The sequence below is a fragment of the Marinoscillum furvescens DSM 4134 genome (assembly GCF_003386095.1).
GTDB classification, from domain to species: domain Bacteria; phylum Bacteroidota; class Bacteroidia; order Cytophagales; family Cyclobacteriaceae; genus Marinoscillum; species Marinoscillum furvescens.
In genome coordinates this window covers 132,263-152,427 of sequence record NZ_QREG01000008.1, presented here as the reverse complement: position 1 = coordinate 152,427, position 20,165 = coordinate 132,263, and the positions used below count along the sequence as shown (strand labels likewise).

At 45.2% G+C, this 20,165-nt stretch carries 14 protein-coding genes; 3 read left to right on the top strand and 11 right to left on the bottom strand.

From position 1 onward, the window contains the following. The 7 genes from C7460_RS10560 to C7460_RS10530 form a co-directional block, all read right to left on the bottom strand. A complete protein-coding gene (locus C7460_RS10560) occupies positions 1–1,074 on the bottom strand; it encodes a glycosyltransferase family protein (protein ID WP_147302910.1) in 1,074 nt (357 codons plus the stop codon). Positions 1,075–1,154: 80 nt separating this feature from the next. Continuing rightward, positions 1,155–2,528 carry a sensor histidine kinase gene (locus C7460_RS10555; RefSeq protein ID WP_115868067.1) on the bottom strand — a complete coding sequence of 458 codons (1,374 nt, stop codon included), beginning with the start codon at positions 2,526–2,528 and terminating at the stop codon, positions 1,155–1,157. Then, positions 2,518–3,897: a sigma-54-dependent transcriptional regulator gene (locus tag C7460_RS10550; protein ID WP_185148297.1), complete on the bottom strand. Its 1,380-nt coding sequence runs from the start codon at positions 3,895–3,897 to the stop codon at positions 2,518–2,520. The genes C7460_RS10555 and C7460_RS10550 overlap by 11 nt, the downstream gene beginning before the upstream one ends. 121 nt (positions 3,898–4,018) lie before the next feature. Further along, complete coding sequence (locus C7460_RS10545; RefSeq protein ID WP_115868065.1) at positions 4,019–5,449, bottom strand: TolC family protein; 1,431 nt, start codon at positions 5,447–5,449, stop codon at positions 4,019–4,021. A gap of 50 nt (positions 5,450–5,499) precedes the next feature. Next, positions 5,500–6,861, bottom strand: coding sequence for an HlyD family secretion protein (locus C7460_RS10540; protein ID WP_115868064.1), 1,362 nt, complete (start codon positions 6,859–6,861; stop codon positions 5,500–5,502). Position 6,862: 1 nt separating this feature from the next. Further along, a complete protein-coding gene (locus C7460_RS10535) occupies positions 6,863–9,037 on the bottom strand; it encodes a peptidase domain-containing ABC transporter (protein ID WP_245986301.1) in 2,175 nt (724 codons plus the stop codon). Beyond that, entirely contained in the window at positions 9,034–9,714 is a 681-nt protein-coding gene (locus C7460_RS10530; RefSeq protein WP_115868063.1) for a TetR/AcrR family transcriptional regulator, read from the bottom strand. Before C7460_RS10530 ends, C7460_RS10535 begins: the two co-directional genes overlap by 4 nt. Before the next feature lie 350 nt (positions 9,715–10,064). On the opposite strand from C7460_RS10530, the gene C7460_RS10525 reads away from it, so the two are divergent. The 3 genes from C7460_RS10525 (at position 10,065) to C7460_RS10515 (ending at position 13,458) form a co-directional block, all read left to right on the top strand. Beyond that, on the top strand, positions 10,065–11,315 hold the full coding sequence (locus C7460_RS10525; protein WP_115868062.1) for an efflux RND transporter periplasmic adaptor subunit: 1,251 nt from the start codon (positions 10,065–10,067) through the stop codon (positions 11,313–11,315). A 29-nt stretch (positions 11,316–11,344) separates the two neighbouring features. Then, positions 11,345–12,058, top strand: coding sequence for an ABC transporter ATP-binding protein (locus C7460_RS10520; protein ID WP_115868061.1), 714 nt, complete (start codon positions 11,345–11,347; stop codon positions 12,056–12,058). 65 nt (positions 12,059–12,123) lie between these two features. Beyond that, positions 12,124–13,458, top strand: coding sequence for a TolC family protein (locus C7460_RS10515; protein ID WP_170147962.1), 1,335 nt, complete (start codon positions 12,124–12,126; stop codon positions 13,456–13,458). Here C7460_RS10515 and C7460_RS10510 read toward each other — a convergent pair. From C7460_RS10510 to C7460_RS10495, 4 genes are all read right to left on the bottom strand, one after another. Then, complete coding sequence (locus C7460_RS10510; protein ID WP_115868059.1) at positions 13,443–14,231, bottom strand: hypothetical protein; 789 nt, start codon at positions 14,229–14,231, stop codon at positions 13,443–13,445. The genes C7460_RS10515 and C7460_RS10510 overlap by 16 nt on opposite strands. Further along, a complete protein-coding gene (locus C7460_RS10505; protein WP_115868058.1) occupies positions 14,221–14,982 on the bottom strand; it encodes a UDP-2,3-diacylglucosamine diphosphatase in 762 nt (253 codons plus the stop codon). Before C7460_RS10505 ends, C7460_RS10510 begins: the two co-directional genes overlap by 11 nt. 68 nt (positions 14,983–15,050) lie before the next feature. After that, complete coding sequence (locus C7460_RS10500; protein ID WP_115868057.1) at positions 15,051–18,527, bottom strand: VCBS repeat-containing protein; 3,477 nt, start codon at positions 18,525–18,527, stop codon at positions 15,051–15,053. Positions 18,528–18,611: 84 nt separating this feature from the next. Further along, complete coding sequence (locus C7460_RS10495; protein WP_115868056.1) at positions 18,612–20,165, bottom strand: RagB/SusD family nutrient uptake outer membrane protein; 1,554 nt, start codon at positions 20,163–20,165, stop codon at positions 18,612–18,614.

Below are 20,165 nucleotides of genomic sequence, written 5' to 3'. Positions count from 1 at the left end.
TTATGTTAGGTGCTGTAAAAAATACGTTTTGGCCTGGTCTGCCCACTGCTGAAAACGATCCGAAATGTCTACATGTTCAGGTAGATATTCATAGAGCTTTTCTATGGTGAAATTTTCGCTGGTGATTCCTGCACCAGCTTTCACTGCGTCTACGGCATTGCAGGCTTGCTCATAATGACCTGCTACTGGCACCATGAGCACAGGTTTACCCAGGTACATGGCTTCACATACACTCTCGAATCCCGCAGTAGTCACATAACCTTTTGCGGTAGCCATTTTTTTAATGAATTTTTGATCATCGAGCTGATGAAAGGTCAGGTGGTCATCTATGCGATGTACGGCAGGCATGTCTTTTTTGTCCCAAAAGCAATGGAGCGGTTGATGGGGGTGTTTTTGGTGAAATTGCTCTACGTCCTCTGCATAGCCGGGGTTTACCATGTACACCAGAAAGTGATCTTCCTTCGCAGTAGGCATATTCTTCACTTCTTCTCGCAGTAGTGGGGGTACTACATAAAGTTTTTTGCGAGGCTGATCGTCAAAATGCTGAAACGACAAACACAAAAGCTTGTCTGCTCCAAGGCTAGCTATTTTATTCCCAATCTTCAATGAGAGTTTGTCCAGGTGCCGCTTTGGCGGAAAATCAAAATCAGGGTGACCAATGAGAAATTGGTGGGCTACACAAACGAACCTTGCCTTAGGTCTTTTGGAAAAATTGTATAGCCCGCCTAAAAAGTCGTAAAAATTAATAATGACATCAGGGCGATCTTCAGACACGATGCGGTCTATCCTGTCTATCGATTTTTTGTACCGCGGCGCCTTCAAGAAGGAGTAGATAATTGTGCGGAGGGGTTTTACAGACTTTTGGTTTTTATCCGTTTCGAAATTCGGACTGTCCAGATGTTCTATAGGAGCACCAATTTTATTGGTAAAAAACGCAGGGATACTACGTCTTTTGCTTTTGCCCACGATCACTCTACTAATCTCATGGCCGCTATCTCGGAGCATGCCGGCCAACGATAGCGCTTGAGTCATGTGTCCGCGACCCTCGCCCTGAATGATGAAAATGTACCTCACACTTTAGCTTTTGATCCGATGACAATTTAAAGGATTGGGCTCTTTTCCATAGTAGGAAAGCAGCATTTTAGTGCCAAAGGCTATGATGAAAATCGCAGGGTAAACTCTGTACCCTCGTTGATGACAGATTTTACAGAAATGTTGCCCCGGTGATTGCGCATGATTTGTTTGGAAAGACTCAAGCCTATGCCTGATCCACTTTTTTTAGTAGTAAAAAACGGGATGAAGATCTTTTTGAGCGCTTCCTCTTCTATGCCAGGTCCATTGTCTTTTACCGAAATGGTGGCTCCTCCATTTTCTCTTGGTATAGACCTGATCCATAGTTTTTTAGGGCGCTCCATGTCATCATTTTCTGTTAAAGCTTCAGAGGCATTTTTTACCAGATTGATGAGCACCTGCTCTATTTGCTGCTCGTCTATGTCTATACAGATTTCTTCTGCTATATCCACGTTTACAGTGATTTCAGCTTCTTGTAAATTGTTTCGGAGCAGGTTGAGCACGTGTTCTACAAGCTCTTTTACACACACTTTGGAGAGGTTGGGGAGTGTGATACGAGTCATGTTCCTAAAGTCGTTGACGAACTTGATCAGGCTTTCGCTGCGCCGGTGGATGGTATGGAGAGCCATGTGAAAATCCTCTACCTGGTCATTGGTGATTTGATTGATGTCCTGACCGTTTTCCAACCACTCTTCCATTTCGGCTTCTACAGTTCGCGCGAGTGATGAAATGGGTGTTACTGAGTTCATGATTTCATGTGTAAGTACACGAATCAGGTTCTGCCAGGCTTCCATTTCTTTTTCTTCCAGCTCACTCTGGATGTTTTGAATACTGATGAGTTTAAACTCTTTGCCCTGAAGGGAAAGCTCTATGGCATAAACTGCCAATTGGATTTCATCTTCGTCACTTTTAGTGATTTTTACCAGGTCTCTACCACCTGTGCGTAGTTCCTTGAGCACCTGCACCAATGGCTCGCTGATGACTCTGAGCTGCTTGATGTTTTTGAGGTGTTTTACCCCGAGCAGTGATCTGGCTGCGGAGTTGATGATTTGCACTTCACCAGATTTTTCAAAAGTGATGATGCCTATGCCCACATGCTGAACAATAGTTTTCAGGTACTGGTAGTGAGCTTCTTTTTCGGCTCTGATCTCACGAAATTTCCTGATTACGCTGTTAAATTCAGCATAAAGTTCATCCAGAGAACTGCCTTCTCTCCGTTCGGGGTAGGTGTGCGAAAAATCATCCCACTCGATGCTTTGTAGAAAGCCGATTATTTCACGGTTTGACTTTTCTAAAAAATGGTAAAGGTAGTACCCCTGTACTACCACCAGTCCCAATATGAGCAGCTTAGTGAAGGTATAGCTGTCCGTGTAGTAAAGCGTAGCTAGCAAAAAGATACTTGCTGCCAGAAGCGCAATACGACCGATAAGCTGGTATCTGAATTTCTTAGAGCCCATATTTTTCTAACCTGCGATATAGCGACGCACGGGTGAGTCCGAGCTCCTTGGCAGCTTTGGAAATGTTGCCGTTGTGTTTATTTACTGCACGTTGAATTACGGTTTTCTCTACTTCGTCCAGGTTATAGCTGTCTGTTTCCATGGTGCTACCACTGTCGGGCTTTTGCGACAAAAAGAAAAAATCATCGGGCTCCAATGTTTCATTGTCCGTCATGATGATGGCTCGCTCCAGGGCATGTTGTAGCTCGCGGATGTTGCCAGGCCAGCTATATTGTTGGAGTTTTTTGATAGTGGCCGCAGAAATTTTGGAAACGTTTTTACGGTATTTCTGATTGTAGAGTTTTAAGAAGTGATTGGCCAATAGCGGGATGTCACTTAGTCGGTCCCGCAGTGGAGGGAGGTGGATTTCTACGGTGTTTACGCGGTAGACCAAATCCTGGCGAAAAGTGTTTTCGGCTACCATATCATAAATCGGCATGTTGGTGGCACAAATTAGCCGAATGTCTATCGGCATGGCTTTGTTGGAGCCAATGCGTGTCACTTCCCTTTTTTGTAGAGCCGTCAGTAGTTTGGACTGAAGCGGAAGGCTTAGATTGCCTATTTCATCAAGGAAGAGGGTTCCATTATTGGCTATTTCAAACCTTCCTGCACGGTCCTCCTTGGCATCAGTAAATGCTCCTTTTTTATGGCCAAATAGCTCGCTTTCGAAGAGGGTTTCGGTAATTGCGCCCATATCTACACCAATAAAAACCTTTTCTTTTCGCAGGGACTTTTGGTGAATGGCGCGGGCAATGAGCTCCTTTCCCGTACCGTTTTCCCCTAATATCAAGACATTGGCATCTGTGGCGGCTACTTTGTCTATGATTTTAAACACATCTTTGATAGCGTTGCTTTCACCTATGATGTTCTTAAAAGCAAGGTTGCTATCCTCCTGTAGCTGTTTGCTGGTTTGCTTCAGTTGAGTGACTTCCTTGTAGGATTCCTTGAGCTTTGCAGCACTGTTGAGGGTAGCGATAAGTTTTTCGTTTTGCCACGGCTTCAAGACAAAGTCTGTGGCTCCTGCTTTGAGCGCTTTCACGGCCATCTCTACATCACCAAAAGCAGTGATCAATATCACCACGGCCTGGGGGTCTTTATCCAGGATTTGTTCTAGCCAGTAAAACCCTTCTTTTCCTGATGTTATGTCTTTGCTGAAGTTCATGTCCAGCAGGATCAGATCATATGTGTCGTTGTTGAGGAGAAAAGGGATTTTTTTTGGGTTCTTTTCTATCAGTACTTCTTTTGCGTGTTTTTTTAGGAGCATTTTCGCTGCTAATAAAACATCCTCATCATCATCTATGATTAGTATTTTGCCGAGTTGTTTTTCCACTTGATTTATCATTTGAGGTGCAGGGGTTCAGAAATGATGCCAACCCGCTCATTTGGCATTCCAAGTGAGTTTTCACTTGGAAGTGTTCGTAAATGTACACCTTATTCCGTAGATATTGTTCTTATTCGTACACCTGCAAATAGGATAAATCAGGCAGTCCGGCCGTGTAGGGTAGTTGTACTTTTTGCTTTTCAAACTTGACATAGGCCTCCAGGTATTTGATGTTGGCCTCCAGTAATTTGTTCTGCTGAATGTTAAGCTTGAATAGGTCGCTTTCGCCATTTTCCAGGTTGATGATTTCAGCCTGGTAAAGACGCTGGTAGTTTTGTGACATCAGCTGGTACTGGGTACGGAGGGTTTGTAAGGTGAGCAGTTCGTTGTATTCAGCCAATATTTGATTTTCGACAGCTTTTCTCGTTAGCTGCAGGTCCAATTCTACTTGCTCTTTATATACACGGGTTTTTTGGAGTTTTCCTCGCTCTTTGCGTAAGAGCAGTGGAAAGGAAAAGTCCATGCCTAATTTGTAGTTTTCGTCCCATTTAGGCGTGCTGATGCCATCCTGACTAAACGGCGCATCAATTAAAGAGTAGCTCAGGTTTATTTCAGGCTTAAGGCTTTCCTTGTTCCATGACTGTTCTACATCCAGTTGGCGGGATTTCCCGGCTAGTTTGATTACTTCAGGGTGGTTTTCAGTAGCCCAGGATACGAGCCGTTGTACTGAGGTGTCTGAAGGAACCACACCAAATGTCTGGTTAGGAACTGGAAAAGCCAATTCTGATAACTCGAGGGGGATGCCTTCGGCTCCCCACAGGTGAATGGAAAGTGCCAGTCTGGTTTGGTTCCAGTCGAGCTGGGCTTTGGTGTAGTCGGCCTGACGGGTCTGAAAAGTTATCAGAGCCTGAACAGTGTCCACCACTGCCGCCTCACCATATTCGTAATCTGTAAGTACTCGATCATAGATGTCAGCGGCCAGTTCCTGAGCAGAGATGGCTAGCTTGAGCTTTTCGCTGGCCAGGTACCAGTCCCAGTAGCTTTTGATGATGGTAAATAAGGCCTTGTTGGCGAGTTTGATCTGCTCTGCTTCTGCCAGGCTTCCGTAGATTTTGGCTTGCTTGATAAGCATTCGTCGTTCGTCTATAAACAAACCCTTGCCTACAGGCAAGCTGACGCCTGCAGTGACTTGCCAGTGGTCTGTAGCGGAGCTTACGTATGATTCTGGGTTCAGGTAGGAGCCTTCATTTCTGTATACTTCCACTTTTGGGTCAATTGGAAACCATACAGGGATTTTGAGTGCATTGTAAAATTTGTCGTAGTAGGTTTTGTCTTTGAAGTTTTTGAGCTGATAACTAGACTCTATTTTAGGGTCGAGCGTGCCTCGGGCCGTACGCAGTTGAGCATCAGCTAAATCTGACTGGAGTCTGGCCTGCGCCAAAAGTGGATGGTTCGAACGGGCCATTTCCAGTACTTCCTCCAGAGCAAGGTAGACGGTGTCTGTTTGGGCGGTAGCCACATTCACTATGAGCAAGAATAAGATTCCTACCAGTTTTTTCATATGCTATTTATTGAGCTCTGAATTGTCATTTTGTAGCAGACGTAATTGCACTATTTTTTCTTTTTGGCGTCTTTTGGAGGAGTATCCTCAGCAAAGTTGTAGATGTTCGGAGGGAATCCATTGAGTTGTCTCCAGAGTTCGTACCAGATAGGAACATCGTCTAGCATCACCCATCCTTTTACTCCCGAGCCCATGCGTAGTTTTTGAGGCCATGGCTCTTCTCCTTCTTCTGGAGTAACCAATATCCTAAACGTACCAGGCTTGGACTCTACTCGGTCTATGACTTTTACCTCACCTCCAAATGTACCTACCGAGACAGTAGGCCAGCCAGAAAACTGTAATGCTGGCCATCCATCAAACTCGATGCGGACTTTTCTGCCTTCTGAGATAAAGGGCAGGTCCATAGCCTTGATGTAGATTTCGGCAGCTTTGTCATTGGTCTCCGGCATGATGGTTACTACGGCTTCAGTTTCTTTGATGGTCTCCCCAATACCTGCGCGTAGGGCTTTTACCACATACCCAGACTGTGGAGCTATGATTACATATTGCTCCTGTCGTATTTCCATGTTGGCAAACTCATTTTGGAGTTTGGCTATCTGAGCTTCACTATCGGCCAGGTCTGAGAGTGTAGTAGATATCGAGCCTTCTGTTTTGGCAATTTTATCCTGATACTCTGCATCTACAGCAGAGAGCTCTACTCGCATATTAGCTACTTCCATTTTGCTTTGATTGTACTTATTGGAAGCGCTCAGTAGTTTGGCTTTGCTTTGTTCGTATTTGCTTTCTAACTCCTGAAACTTCGTTAGCGGAATGTTCCCAGCCTCGAATCTCCTTTTGTTTCGCTCGAAAGTATTCTCTGTATTGGCAAAATTTATTTTTTGAGCTACATATGCCATGCTATCGCTCTCTCGCTTTAGGAGTGTTTGCTCTAGTTTGGTCTGTGTTTGTTGTAGCTTGAGTCTACGCCCTTCTTGCAGTGCTGATAGCTGGTTTTTGGTTGCCGCTAGTTTGGCTTCTTTTGCCACAAGGCTTCTCTTTTTGGCTTCTAGCTGCTCACCCAGGCGCATCATTAGCTGCGGGTCGAAGTATTTTTCTTTGATCTCAGTGAGTACCAGCAGCGAATCTCCGGCCTCTACGTATTCACCCTCTCTTACCTTCCAGTCGGCGATGCGTCCTGCTATCGTCGTGTTGACGGTTTGCGGGCGGTTCTCAGGATTGAGTGCGGTGAGTTTTCCGGTGCCACGGATGTTTTGCTGCCAGGGCAAAAACAATGAGGTCACCAATATGAAAAACACGACCATCAGCACCCGGGCGAGTAGGCGACCCATTCCGGGAGTTTTGAGTGTATGCAGGGAGTAGAGCTGATGCTTCTCCAGCAAGTCTTCGGTCTTATTGTCGGAGATGTTTAGCATGTCAATAGATGTTTTTTACTACCTGTTCTAGTTTTATTACTTCTTCAAAGCTGCCATCAGCCAGTACCTTGCCGCTTTCCAGATATATCACTCGATCTACCGCAGCCATTACCATGGGGTCATTGGAGACTACTATGAGCGTCCAGTTGTTTTCTGGATGAGTTAGCATTTCGATCAGTTTCAGCCTTTCATGTTTTTGAAAGTTGCTAAAGAAGTCATTGAGTATGAGCAGACTCGGTTTTTTTGCCAAACATCTCGCCAGGATCATTTTATTGATAAACGAGCTGCTAAATCCCTTGCCAGCACTTAGAATCTGTGTTTCCAGTCCTTTTTCCAGCTGGTATACTTCCTCAGAGAGTCCTACTTTTTCGATTGCCTGTATGGCCGCATTCATGTCTGAAAAGGGCTTGCCTACCAGGATGTTGTCCAGGATAGACCCTTCAAAAATATCCTCCTGCGATACGTTCTTGCCTATCTTATCCCGAAGATGTGTCATGTCGAGATCTTTCAGGTTGTATCTGTTGTAGGTAACGATACCGTCGTATTGGGTGTGAATCCCTGAGATCATCGAGGTTAATGTGCTTTTACCCGAGTTGTTCCCTCCAGAGATACATATGAGTTCCCCCGCGTTGATTTTGATGTTGATATCTTCCAGTGCTGGTTTTTTAGCATCCGGGAAGGTATACGTGAGGTTCTTTAGTTCTACAGTTAGTCCTTTTTCCTGCAGCTGACTTTCAGGAATGTCGATCCCACCAGAGTCTTCCAGCGGGAGGTCTGTGACATGTGCTATTTTGTCCACGGCTGTGAGCATGTCGTACACCACATCCATGTACATGATGATTTTTTCTACTGAGTTGAGAATCAGGATGATGATTACCTCTGATGCTACAAACTGCCCCAGGGTGATTTCTCTATTGACCACCAAAATGGTACCGATGATGAGTAGACCGCCGGTCACTACGGCTTTGAAAAGTAACACATAGGCGTACTGACCGATTAGTACTTTGAAGTGTGTGCTACGGTTTTTAAGGTAATTGTTGACATTGTAGTCTGTTTTCTTAATTGGCAGGCTGGTATTGCCTGACAATTTGAACGAATACAAGGTGCGCGCCATCTCCTCTAGCCAGTAAACGACTTTGTACTTGTATTTAGACTCTGTGATAGAGGAGCGCAGGCCTTTGGGGCCGGTGAGGTAAAAAATGGTAAATAGAATGGCGAGCAAAAAGATGCCAAAGAATACGAAGAACGGGTGGTAAAAGGACAGGAGCAGTAGCCCGAAAATTATCTGAATTACGCCTGTAGAAAGGTCTATCAGTAGTTTTGGTAATCCTTTTTGAAGTGTGAGAACATCAAAAAAGCGGTTCATGAGCTCCGGCATGTGTAGGTTGAGGACCGATTCCATACGGATACGCGGCACCCGATATGCAAACTCAAAGGCGGCTTTGGTAAAAACCCTTCGTTGTAGGTACTCTACTATGGTAACCTGAAAAACCTGTAGTGCTCCTGTGCCCATTACGGCCAGAATGATGAATGCTATCAGCACATATACCGAACTGAAAACTACTCCACCACTGATGAGCTCTACTGCGGCTTGAATACCCAGCGGCAAAGTCAAACTCAAGAGTCCGATCAGCAGTGCGTATACATATACATAAAAAATGTCCTTCTTTTCGGCTGCAAGCAGTTTATAAAGTCGCAGTACTGGTGATATTTTTTTGTGCTCACCATTTATTTTTTCATCACTTACCAGACTCTGGTATTCAAATACTGATAAGAAAATCACTTCCAAATGCTCAGTGCATGCCAGGTCGAGCTTATTGAGGTCCGGGTGGTTCCAACGCTCTATTTCATTTTCCCGAATTTTAATAAACTCATAGTGTTTGCCCTTTTTTGTGATCAAAACAGGACAAAGCTCATCATCCTTGTCAAAGACTACTACCGGAGATTCGTGGTTGGCAACAAACTGATGAAAAGCTTCCTCTTTTAGGTGCTTTTCAAATAGAATCATACCACATTCACTGCTCGCCTCTACCAGATCTCTTACAAACTCTACCAGTTCTTCATTGGCATAATGTCTGTCAAACCGGTCCAGGCTAGCAATAGCATCACTATCGATCTCCACCTTGATCAGGCGGGCACATTCATAGAGCGTATCAATGATTTGTTGGTTTTTCATGCGGACGTATCGATGGTTTGGAAGATTAGCTCTTGCAGAAAATTATAATTTGAAACATACGGGTCTTTGGACTGGCTGACTTCAGATAGCGAAGGTAAATGCTCCGCGAAAAATAATTGCTGTGTTGACGCCTCTAAAACTGTGCTGGCGAGTGCATGAGGGTATTTATAACTGGGGTTTATCTCTGAAATGAGTCTGGCCAGATAGCTGCACAGTGACTTGTAACCCCGAAAGAGCCCATCTTCATTGTACTGATCTACTTGTTTGATCCGATAGGTCTTGTCCGATTCGGCTATTACGATTCGGTTGAGTGCATTTTCATCAATATCCGGAAAGCTGTCATCTTGCTGGTGCCTGTTGGTGATTTCTTTTAAAACAGCCTTTAGCCGGTCAGTAGGCTCGGGTAGGTTTTGAGTGACTAGCTGTATCCTGTATTCTAGCCAGCTCCAATACCAGGTGATCAGATAGATCAATAAGCGATGTTTGTTTTCGAAGTAACGATAGATCGAAGCCTCTGTAGAGTGAATAGCCAGCGATAGCTTTCGAAAAGTAAATGCCTCAAAACCCAGCAGGTCTATTTGCTTAATAGCCTCTGCGACTATTTTTTTACCAAGAGTTGAGCTTTGAGGGTCCTTTATGTAGAGGTTTTCATGTATACGGAGCTGTAGAACCGTCATTTAGCTAGGATTGCTATGATTTATGATAGTATTACTATCAACGTACGAGCGCACTCAATGTTATGTTTCCTTTGATTTCTCATAAAAAATCTTAATTTTGATTATCTATTAGTCCTTTTATTTTGAGTTTTTGACCTTTAGGTTCGGCCCGGGAGCGGGTTGAACCTTTTTTATTTTCTGCCGGTCTTATTTTTCTTCCTTGTACTGTCCGTTTATGTACACTTCTTGTACCTTTCTGTACAAGAACCAACTGGTTTAGCATAGAGAGTAATGTGTATCACGCTGGTATTCAGTGTGATAACATCATTGGCACCTTAATTGGCATAAGGAGTGCAGATTCGAAATAAACTATGGACCGAAAGATTAAAAAGAAGAAATGGACGCTCAAGCGTATACTGACCTGGGGAGGCGCAGGTTTATTCCTACTGTTTATCCTTTACAGTTTTGTTTTTGCGGACGGAGGATCGCGGCTCAATGTGGAGCGTGAAAAAGTAAATATTGCTACTGTTCGCGAAGGAGAGTTTCGAGAGTTTATCCCCGTGGATGGATCTGTTTTGCCTATCAAGACTATCCGGCTAGATGCCATAGAAGGAGGAGTGGTAGAACGCAAATACTATGAAGGAGGGATTTTGGTGGACAAAGGAGATACAATCCTTAAGCTTTCCAACAACGACTTGCTGCAAAATTTTGTACGCGAAGAAACTCAGGCCTTTATACTCGTCAATAACCTCGAAAACACGAAGCTGAGCCTAAAAAGAAATCAATTTGATCTAAAAAGGTCGTTGATAGAGCTAGACTACCAAATAGATCAGGCCAAAGATGCCTACGAACGTGGAAAGGAGCTTTACAAAGAAAAAATCATCTCAGAGCAAGAGTACCTAAACCTAAAGCGGGAGTTTGACCGATTGACGGACAGCAGGGAAATACAGATAGAGTCTACGAGGTTTGATTCGCTCAATGCCCGCCTTCAAATAGCTCAGGCAGAGGCCACCCTTCAGCGAACACGAGACAATCTGGAGATGATTAAAAAGAACCTGGACAACCTCTACATAAAAGCCCCAATTTCTGGACGATTGAGTACAGTGAATGCAGAAGTAGGAGAGTCCATTTCTACCGGTCAGAATATCGGACAGATCGATGACCTCAATGGCTTCAAAGTAAGAGCGTCCATAGATGAACACTACATAGCTCGTATATACGAAGGCCTGAAGGGTACTTTTGATTTCGCTGGAGGTACTTACGAGCTGGAAATTGCTAAAATATATCCGGAAGTGGCAAATGGTCTTTTTGCGGTAGATATGGCATTTACGGACACCATCCCAGACGGCATACGCCGTGGACAGACACTCCAAATCCGTTTGCAGCTGAGTGAAAATATTCGTGCGGTACAGATACCACGCGGTAGCTTTTACCAAACTACAGGTGGCAATTGGATTTTTGTAGTCACAGAAGGTGATGGGATGGCTGTGCGCCGGAACATCCGCCTGGGGAGACAAAACCCTCGCTACTATGAGGTGCTGGAGGGACTAGAGCCAGGAGAAAAAGTGGTGGTGTCTTCTTATGAAGGCTACGCTGATAAAGACAAACTGATTTTCAAATAAATACTGCTGACCTTAAAATCTAACAAAATATGGAAAATGCCAAAGCATTAATCAAGACGGTAGGACTTAAGAAGTTTTACTACACAGACGAAATTGAAACTACTGCACTGGCAGGAGTAAACCTGGAAGTGAAAACCGGTGAATTTGTAGCCATCATGGGACCTTCAGGATGTGGCAAGTCTACTTTGCTCAACATCGTAGGCCTTCTGGATAATCCATCTGAAGGAGAGTTTCACTTTACCGATTTGGAAATTTCATCCTACTCAGAGCGCAAGCGTGCAGAGCTTCGAAAGGCCAACATTGGTTTTGTGTTTCAAAGCTTCAACCTCATCGATGAGTTGACGGTATATGAAAACATCGAGCTTCCGCTGATCTACCTTAAATACTCATCAGCTGAGCGTAAAAAACGTGTGGAAGAGGTGATGGAGCAGATGAAAATCATGCATAGAAGAAACCATTTTCCTCAGCAGCTTTCTGGCGGGCAGCAGCAGCGTGTGGCCATTTCCAGAGCCGTGGTGGCCAAGCCAAAACTGATCCTTGCCGATGAGCCTACAGGAAACCTGGACTCAGCAAATGGGCAAGAGGTAATGAACCTCCTTACCGAACTCAATGAAAATGGAACTACCGTGGTAATGGTGACGCACTCACCGATAGATGCTGAGTATGCGCACCGGGTGATTCATCTTTTTGATGGCCAGATTGTATCTGAAAATAAAAACGCTAGAGATAACGCTCTGGTGTAATGACGAACCCTGACTCGGGAGAAACTTCTCCCGGGGCTTTAGACAATCATACAATACAACTCAAAATGAGGAATTTGATTTTTGTAATGCTGGCATTAGTGTGTCTTGGGCTTCAGGCTCAGAGCCCTGAAGTGCTCACGCTGGACGCTTGTATTTCTACTGCTTTAGAGCGAAATATTGAAGTGCAAATGGCCAAAAACAATGCACAAATTGCCAGATCCAATAAGGTGCGAGCCATGATGAGCTTTATGCCAAATTTGCAGGCTCAGTGGAACTATAATTTGTTGTTTGGCACGTTTTGGGATAATGTGGCGGCCCGTCAGGTTACACAGCAGCGCAGCTCTAACCCCAATGTAAGTTCTTCTGTTGGTTTGTTTCAGGGGATGAGCCGCATCAATGATATAAAGCGAAGTACTTATGCAGAGCAGGCAGCGACTCAAGGCATAGAAAGCACAAAGCTCAATGCCAAAACCAATGTGCTGTCTGCATTTTTGGCAACAGCTCTTGACAAAGAAAACATCAAGATATCAGAGGAAAGAATTGCTCTACTTGAGCAGCAGTTGGAGCGTGAAGTAAAACGTGAGTCTGTAGGAGTAGGCAATATGGAAACGGTTTATAACTTTCGCTCGCAAGTTGCCAATGAACGTCTCACACTTACGAATCTGCGCAATCAGTATCGGAGTGACTTACTGCGCCTGGTGCAGTTGCTCAGAGGGGACGTGGGTAAGGAGTATGTGATTGAGGATGTTGCCGTTTCTGAAGAGCAGCTCTCTGTAGGGATGGCGTCTTTTCAGGAAGTGCTGAGTGAGAGTTTTGCTTATGCACCAGCAGTAAAAAGTGCTGAAGCAGCTCGGATGGCGAGCATTCATGAGTATAAGTCTTCCAGGGCCAATGTATTGCCATCTGTAAACTTATATGGGGAGTTGGGTTCTAGGTATTCTTCCCAGGGGGCAGCCAACCCCAATAATGACCTGATCCCGGAGAAAGCGCCCTATTTTGATCAGATGAACTGGAATCAATATGAATTTATCAGTTTGTCAGTGAATGTCCCCATCTTTTCCAGATACCAAAACAGTAACGTAATCCAAAACGCCAAGCTGAACATGCTCAATGCTGAGTTGGCAGAAGAACAGGCGCGTCAGCAGTTTACCAATGCGGTGCAGCAGGTTTATCTGGATTTAGTAGCGTCTCAGGAAAACTACCGGACAGCTGTAGAGAACCTGGAAGCTCTTGAGCAATCGTTCGATTTTGTGAAAAAACGATACGAAACGGGGAATACAGATTTCTATACCTATATGGAAAGCCTCAACAACAAAAACAGAGCTGAACTTCAGCTGGCAAATGCCAGACTGAGTATTGTTTTCAGAAAAAAAATCCTGGATCTCTACAAAGGCGAATAAAGCGCTATTTGATCAGGGCTTATAAAAGCATAGTTACCAACCAAATCTAAAACTGCACTAAAAGCTCCTTCTGGAGCTTTTAGTCTTTCATGGCTATAGGGCTGAAATAAGTCTACCCTGTGTACTTGCCCCTTTGCATAAAAAAGTAGTTGTCCGTCTATGATTTGAAAATGGTGTACGCCCTTTTGGTTGATTTTGTGTTGGAGGTTGGCATATTGGTCAAAAATGAAAATGCCAGTTTCTTTATCCGAGACAAGTAGTAAGTTTTGATATGCCCTAATATGAGTGACTTCTTTAAGGCTTTGCTGCAGCGGTAGCGCTGTGATCAGTTCACGTGTTTGGAGATTGTATTTTCTTAGTTCGTGGTAAGCAGTGCTCAGTGCCCAGAGACTATTGTCTATGCCCGGGCTACACTGCCAGATCAGGTCATGAGTATAGCTTTCTAGCTGATTGATTTTGGGCTGAGCCGTAAATCGATCTAGAAAAGCGAACTGCTGGTCGTCTTGAAAAAAGACAAAAACCCTCAACCTGTTCCAAGCAGCTATTGAGGTTACCGGGAAATTGGCCAAATCGCTGTAGAGCTCTCGGGACAGCAGCGACGGGGCGTATTTTATCACATTGCCAGCAGCAGTACCTACATACAGATTTCCTTGAGGGTCTGCGTCAAATGCGGTAATTGGCACGTCCGTTTTTATAGAAATCACCTGCCTCCACTCCTGTGCCTCTGTGAAATGGACGATAAGTGCCAGTATTATGGTCCAACTAGCTTTCAAATGATCTAAGTTTTATTGCCTCATTACTAATCTCCAAATAGGGAGCATCAGTCATCCACTCCCCCAGATTGTAGTAAGTAGCACCCTCGTCTATGGGCATCTCCAGTTTGAGATGTCGGTGGCCAAATACATACGCATCATGTGAGGTGTGGCTGTGCACGTCCCGCGCATACTGCAAGATGCGCTCATTTTCACCAGCAAAAGGTTCGTCCTCGCGTTCTTTACTGCTACCACTCCAGGTTTGAGCTATGGCCACACCTATGTCTGGGTGTAGCCACCTAAATGCCCATTTAGCCGCAGGGTTAACAAATATTTTTTTGAAGAATTTAAACTTTCGGTCTCCCGGACCTAAGCCATCGCCATGGCCCACATGCACGCGATGTGGACCTATTACAAACGAAGTAGGACGATACAGTACTGGGATGTCTAGCTCTTCTGGGAAGTAATCAGCTAGCCACAAGTCGTGGTTTCCAGCGAACAACAGGATAGGTATGCCACTGTCACGTAGTTCGGCTAATTTGCCCAAAAAACGGACATATCCTTTTGGGATTACTTTTCTATACTCAAACCAAAAGTCAAATACATCTCCCACCAGCATGATGCCAGCTGCATCTGGCGCAATGGTGTCCAGCCAGCGGATGATTTTGCGTTCCCGCTTCAGACTGCTTTCCTGATTAGGGACACCGAGGTGAAAGTCACTTGCCAGGTAGACTTTCTGGTCGTCAGCTAGCTGAGCAAATTGTGAATCCATAGAATCGAAGTAGCCTTGTGGTTTAAAATGGCCTTCAATTTATAGAGATACTACGACTTGTTCCGATTTTAATCAAACCTTAGCGTCCGAGTGGGTTTGCCAGCCTGATAAAAAGTAACTTTAGCTACATGTGATGTCGCGGCAATTGTGCGTGAGGATTGAGAAAAATACCCCGAACCATAGGGCAGTTCTCGCCGTTCGGTTTTGCCATTTTTATAATTGATTATGGCTACAGACTCTAAGGGTTTGGCGTGGATTATCTTTTCAAATTTCGAGGAGGTAAGGTGACTTTTGAGGGAATCATTGTTTTGAGATGCCAGTACCAAAAGCCTTTGATCGGGCATGGTGAGCTTTACCAGGGCTTTAGCATCTCCACGCAGGTAGAGTCCAGATTTGTTGGCGGTTGAGGTTTCGTAGCTTTTTGAGTCTGTTCTGCGAATTACGGTGCCCGTAAAGGCATCTTGCCACCCAGAAAAGATTTCTTGAGCAAACGAATTGCCGATCAGGGCCACTTCATTGTGTGGGTTTCCAGAGAGATTTTCGGCCAGACTACCATAGACAGGTCCGACTTGCGCGTGGTTGGGCAGCGCCTCTAATGTAAACCCAGATTGTCCATCATTGATTAGCAGTGCGTTTTGCAGATAGGTACATGTGAGCACCAAAGCATCATTGAGTGATTCCTCTGGAAATAGGTCTTGAATGGTTGCATGGGCATATGCTTCGTATGTTTTTACCCGCTTTTTTAGTTTTACCAACTGGCGGATCAAATCGTCTCGCAGGTGGGTAGGTACTTCACGTCCATCCCGTATTTGAGTCATGATGGGGTCTATTTCGCCATTCTCATCAAAGTCCTTCGCATAGAGGCGTAGCGGCTCAGAGGCTGAGGCCTTATAGCGGCTATTAAGCCCCATGTTTCCCAATACATAATCCATGTCACCATCTTGGTCTATGTCGGTGCTTGTTATGCTATTCCACATTCCCGTTTGGTCGGGTAGGTGGATGTCTTTATTGCGGAGAAGTGCTCCTGCTTCGTTTTTGAAAACGATTATGGGCGTGTATTCTCCCACTACAAATAGGTCTTCCCACCCATCATTGTTGTAGTCTGACCACAGAGCGCTCTTGATGATACCCAGTGTACCCAGAGGCTCAATGATAAAGTTTACCGCCTCTGCAGTACTTTCATTGATTAGCAAATAGCTTTCGTGGCTTAGTGGATACTCATTGGGTTTGGATGCGCCACCTACAAAAAGATCGAGATCTCCATCCTGGTCAAAATCAGCGGCCACTACGGCAGAAGTATTTACAGAAGGGAGCTGCCCATTGTAGCGCACAAAATCGGACCCCTCGTTTAGATAGAGTCGATCTTCATAATATCGGCTTTTTTTACCGTAGGCCACTCCGCCGCTTGCCACGTAGAGGTCCAGGTCATTGTCTCCATCTACATCAAGCCAGAGGCTGGCACCATCCTCATAGGGCTCGCTATCTGGTAGTGGCATAGGCCGAAAGGATGATCCTTCATTGAGAAGGAGCTGGCCTGGGAATCCTTTAGAGCCACCCATATAGACATCCTCCAGTCCATCACCATTTGCATCGCCAACAGCCAGGCACGGGCCTGCCTGAGAAAGCTTGTGAGGGAGGAGGCGTTGGTGATCAAAATCGTTGAAATAATTCTCATCGTGTTTCGCCAATATGAGTTGGTCAGGGGCTTTGTCCAATATTGGCTGGGTAGTTGTCTTGGGTGTTGGAGGAGGTGATGCCTCTTTGTAGATGTGATGTTTTTTATTGACTGAAAGCTCCGGGTAGGTTTGAAATGAGACATCTGGCCAACGTATGGTTACGTCCCTTATGAGCGTATCTGTACCAACCCCGAAATGCATCACTGGGCTGATGGCTGACATGAAGCCACGAGTCAGGTAGTTTTCGTGAGACTGGATGCCTGCTGAGCATGCAAAAGAGACCTTGGCACCGATGGCTCTCAGATTGGGTTTTTCGCCGTGGAGTTCTATTTCTACCCAGTTGGCTGATGTGTTGTTTTGATAGACAAAGGCAGGGGCATTGATATTGCTTATGACAAGATCCAGATCACCGTCATTGTCCAGGTCGGCATAGGAGGCACCATTCGAATAGCTCGCATCTTCAAAGCCCCATGAGGCGCTTTGATTGGAATAGGTCAGGTCTTGCTCATTTCTAAATATGTAATTGGGCAGGTGGATGCCTTGCTGATCCTCCAGGGACTCCACATAGGATGCTCCATCAAAGCCCTGGCGCTCAAAAGGAGAGGAGGAGGTTTGGTAATTGATAAAGTCCAGATCATTGACATCTTTAGTAAAGCCATTGGTAATGAATACATCACGCCACCCATCCATGTCAATGTCAGGCATCAAGGCTGACCAGCTCCAGTTGGTGCGAAAGACGCCAGCCATTTGCCCTATTTCACTAAATCCTCTGTTTGTTCCATTGTTGAGCTGTAAAGTGTTTCTGAAGTACTGGTCCACATAGTTGGATTTTTGCATAAACTCATGGCTGATATTGTGCGAAGCAGCGTACATGAGTTTCATTTTATCGTCTTTTTCTGGTAGCATATCCACTACCAGGATGTCTTGTAGTCCGTCATTGTTTGCATCCGCTATGTCAATGCCCATGCTTGAGTAGCTCGTGTGATTTACGAGGCTACGGATGTTGTCGGTAAAAGTGCCATCGCCATTGTTGATGTAGAAAATATCATTGGTTACGTAATCGTTAGCTACGTAGATGTCAGGGTATTGATCGTCATTGATGTCGGTGATGGCAAGTCCCAGGCTGTAGCCTTCGAGGGTAATTCCTGCTTCTGTAGATACTTCGGTAAATGTTGGGTGTCCGGCTGTAGAAATGCCGTCATTTCTATAGAGTCTATCGGTACGGTTTCTGTCACCAATTTTTTTAAGTGCTACGATCCTGTTTGCCTCGGCATCCAAATATCCCACGGGATAATTTACAATCATAAAAAGGTCCAGGTCGCCATCCAGGTCATAGTCAAAGAAGGCGGACTGTATGGTATGTGTGGTATCGGCTATACCGTATGGTTTTGCGCTTTCGCGAAAAGTAGGAATACCAGACTCATTCACACCTTCATTGATAAACAATAGGTTTCCCCTGTCGGAGCCTTTACCATTGGCTACACTGCAGTAGATGTCTACCAGCCCATCCTGGTTGATATCCACGGTAGTCACACCGTTTACCCATTTATTGGTAGCAAATCCACTACGCTCGTCAATGGCTTTAAACGCAGGTTTATTGCTATTACCAGTATTTAGGTAAAGCTGACTGCTCACCATATTCCCTCCAAAGACAATATCCTGAAATCCGTCGTTGTTGAAGTCAGCTACGGCTACTCCCGAGCCGTTGTACATATTTACATAATCCAGGATGTTTACAGACTTTTCATCTATAGCATTGGTAAAGTCTACACCGCTGGACTGAGGAGATAGCAGCGTTAGTTGCTTTGGAGACTTACTGCAAGCAAAAGAAAGGAGTGCGAAAAGGGTAAGGTAGCGTAGTGCAGTCATGACAGTTTGCGTTTAGCGTTAAGCAAAAAAAGCTGCCTCGAAGTGAATGATTTATCGAGGCAGCTCCCGGTTGGTTAGATAGGGCTAGTATCCTGGTTTTTGATCATCAGCACTTAGTGCAGGGTTGTTATCGATTTCGTCAATAGGGATCGGCATAAACTCATGTTTGGATTCATAGTTTTCATGAGGTTTCGTGGTGATTTTTCCCTCTCGATACCATCTTTTTACATCTCGAGCGCGGCACTGCTCAGAGCATAGCTCTACCTGGCGCTCGTGCACGATGGCGGCAAAAAGCTCCTCTTTGGTGGATGTAGGGTATTCTGCCGTAGGCAAAGGAGGCATATCTACACGATCTCTTACCATGTTCACATAGTTGATCGCAGTGGCAGAAGGACCGTTGAGTTCATTTTCGATCTCGGCCATCATCAGCAGTACGTCCGCATAGCGAATGACACGGTGATTGATACCCGACCACAGCGACTCGGTAAGCTGCTTGTAGGCATTGCCATATTTCCGCCAGTGCGTATTCTCCTCACTGTTACCTTGTGCTACCTTTTCTGCCGTGAAGACTGAGTCTACTCCCGGCCCACCATAGGTGTCTCCGTACTCTATAAAGCACAGTTTGTAGCGTGGGTCACCCGACTCAAAAGCAGCCTTGAGTGTTTCCGAAGGAAGGGTGTTGTGCCAGTCGAATGGCGAATACTCCTGGCCACGCATGGCTTGAAGTTTGAATCCATCTCCATTTCCAATCCATCCTTGCCAATCTCCGCCATCTCTCAATAGCATAAACTGGATTTCCCAGATAGACTCCACGTTGTTCTCATTCTCTTCTCTGTGGTTGACTTCATAGTTATCGGCCAGGGCATACTCTCCCGAGTCTATCAGGCGCTGCAATACGTCTCTGGCCGCGGTATAGTTGCCACGAAATAGCTCCACACGGCCTAGCAAGCCCTGAGCTGATCCTTTGGTAGCTCTGCCTAAATTGGAAGTACCTCTATAGGCAGATGCCAGCGGCAGGTTTGCTTCCGCTTCTGTGAGGTCTGCTACGATCAGGTTGTAGATGTCTTCTACAGATTCAGCAAGCGGCACACCTTCAGTGTTGGTGACGGGCTCGGTGCTAAATGGCACATTGCCAAAGTAGGTCACCAGCTCAAAATAACAGTAAGCTCTCAAAAATTTAGCCTCGGCTACTATCAGGTCAATAGACTCCTGTGAGAGTTCTGGATTGGCCCGTCCTGGCAATGTATTGATCACCAGATTGGCTCGGTGAATCACACGATACACTCCTTTGAAAACAGCTGAAAAGAGTGGGTTGGTCGCATCAATATTGTAATTGAGCAATGCGGCTCTGTGTGCTTCCAGGTTAGCTCCGGCTGTTTTGGTTTCGTCTGAAAGCATATCCGGCAGCCACCAAAACTCTCTGGCCCAAAAGTCATTGGACTGAAAGCCAGAATAAGCAGCATACAGCCCTTGCAGAGCTTCTACTTCAGTATTGAAGGAATTCTCCACGCTCGCGGCAGTAGGATTACCTTCTGTCAGGAATTCATTGTCGCAGCTAAAGGTCATGAACATCCCCATGACCAGCAGAACGAGAATTTTATGGTCCATAAAACGTACGTTTTGTTTATTGATTTTCAT

Excerpts from the sequence above, each read along its gene's own strand:
- C7460_RS10555 (WP_115868067.1), bottom strand. The coding sequence starts at position 2,528 with ATGGGCTCTAAGAAATTCAGATACCAGCTTATCGGTCGTATTGCGCTT.
- C7460_RS10545 (WP_115868065.1), bottom strand. The coding sequence starts at position 5,449 with ATGAAAAAACTGGTAGGAATCTTATTCTTGCTCATAGTGAATGTGGCT.
- C7460_RS10520 (WP_115868061.1), top strand. The coding sequence starts at position 11,345 with ATGGAAAATGCCAAAGCATTAATCAAGACGGTAGGACTTAAGAAGTTT.
- C7460_RS10530 (WP_115868063.1), bottom strand. The coding sequence starts at position 9,714 with ATGACGGTTCTACAGCTCCGTATACATGAAAACCTCTACATAAAGGAC.
- C7460_RS10500 (WP_115868057.1), bottom strand. The coding sequence starts at position 18,527 with ATGACTGCACTACGCTACCTTACCCTTTTCGCACTCCTTTCTTTTGCT.
- C7460_RS10515 (WP_170147962.1), top strand. The coding sequence starts at position 12,124 with ATGAGGAATTTGATTTTTGTAATGCTGGCATTAGTGTGTCTTGGGCTT.
- C7460_RS10540 (WP_115868064.1), bottom strand. The coding sequence starts at position 6,861 with ATGCTAAACATCTCCGACAATAAGACCGAAGACTTGCTGGAGAAGCAT.
- C7460_RS10535 (WP_245986301.1), bottom strand. The coding sequence starts at position 9,037 with ATGAAAAACCAACAAATCATTGATACGCTCTATGAATGTGCCCGCCTG.
- C7460_RS10505 (WP_115868058.1), bottom strand. The coding sequence starts at position 14,982 with ATGGATTCACAATTTGCTCAGCTAGCTGACGACCAGAAAGTCTACCTG.
- C7460_RS10495 (WP_115868056.1), bottom strand. The coding sequence starts at position 20,165 with ATGAAAATCAATAAACAAAACGTACGTTTTATGGACCATAAAATTCTC.
- C7460_RS10525 (WP_115868062.1), top strand. The coding sequence starts at position 10,065 with ATGGACCGAAAGATTAAAAAGAAGAAATGGACGCTCAAGCGTATACTG.